This is a genomic window from Chryseobacterium lathyri (assembly GCF_019970085.1).
Classification (GTDB): domain Bacteria; phylum Bacteroidota; class Bacteroidia; order Flavobacteriales; family Weeksellaceae; genus Chryseobacterium; species Chryseobacterium lathyri.
In genome coordinates this window covers 1-735 of the sequence record NZ_JAHXYG010000014.1, presented here as the reverse complement: position 1 = coordinate 735, position 735 = coordinate 1, and the positions used below count along the sequence as shown (strand labels likewise).

Here is a 735-nt window from a genome sequence, read left to right as displayed (position 1 = left end):
ATCTTACAAAATAATACCCATTCTGGAATGTAATGAAATAGTCCATATTCTGAGCCAGTGAAGGCTTCTGAACATTGATCAGGTTGTAAGGTTTCACTTTCAGGTAATCAGCTGCCGTAATGGATTTGTCTTCATATTTCGTTCTCAGTTCATCAAAGATCTGTTTTGCCTCAGGATTGTCTGCCACATCTTCATTGGCATAATTGAAGGTAAAGTCAGGAGCTCCGTACATAGAAATGTAGTTTGCCATTACATCTTTATCCTCATTAAACATTCTTGGCATCAGGCTAATCTGAGACTGGCTGAATGTATAATTGAATCGGTCCCCGGTTTTTCTATAAGTTCCGGTTTTTTCATCTTTTTCATAGATTTCTCCGGTTTTCTTCGTTTTGAAGCTTCCGTCTTCATTTTTCTCAATTCCGTTGGCATCAAGGAAAGCGGTATAGTTTTGTCCGTAGATAGTCGGCCAGTCACCGTATTGCTCCCTGTTGTAATAATCCAGCATACCAATGGCAGTATCAGGATCATTAAGGTTCATCGGTGGATTCGCATTAGCTCTGATAGGAATAACCATCCAACAGGAAAAGCCAATGATCATATAAACCACTGACAGTGCAGCCGTCTGATATATATTTTTCTTTGCTCTTCTGGCATATTTAATCAGGAGATAAGATATTACAACCATCAGAATAAATGCTACTATCGTTCCTGAATGGAAAGGAAGTCCAAGCCCGT

General features: G+C 39.3%; 1 pseudogene. It reads right to left on the bottom strand.

From position 1 onward, the window contains the following. Positions 1-735 (bottom strand): annotated as a pseudogene (locus LC418_RS20835) (DUF2723 domain-containing protein); the annotation flags it as partial.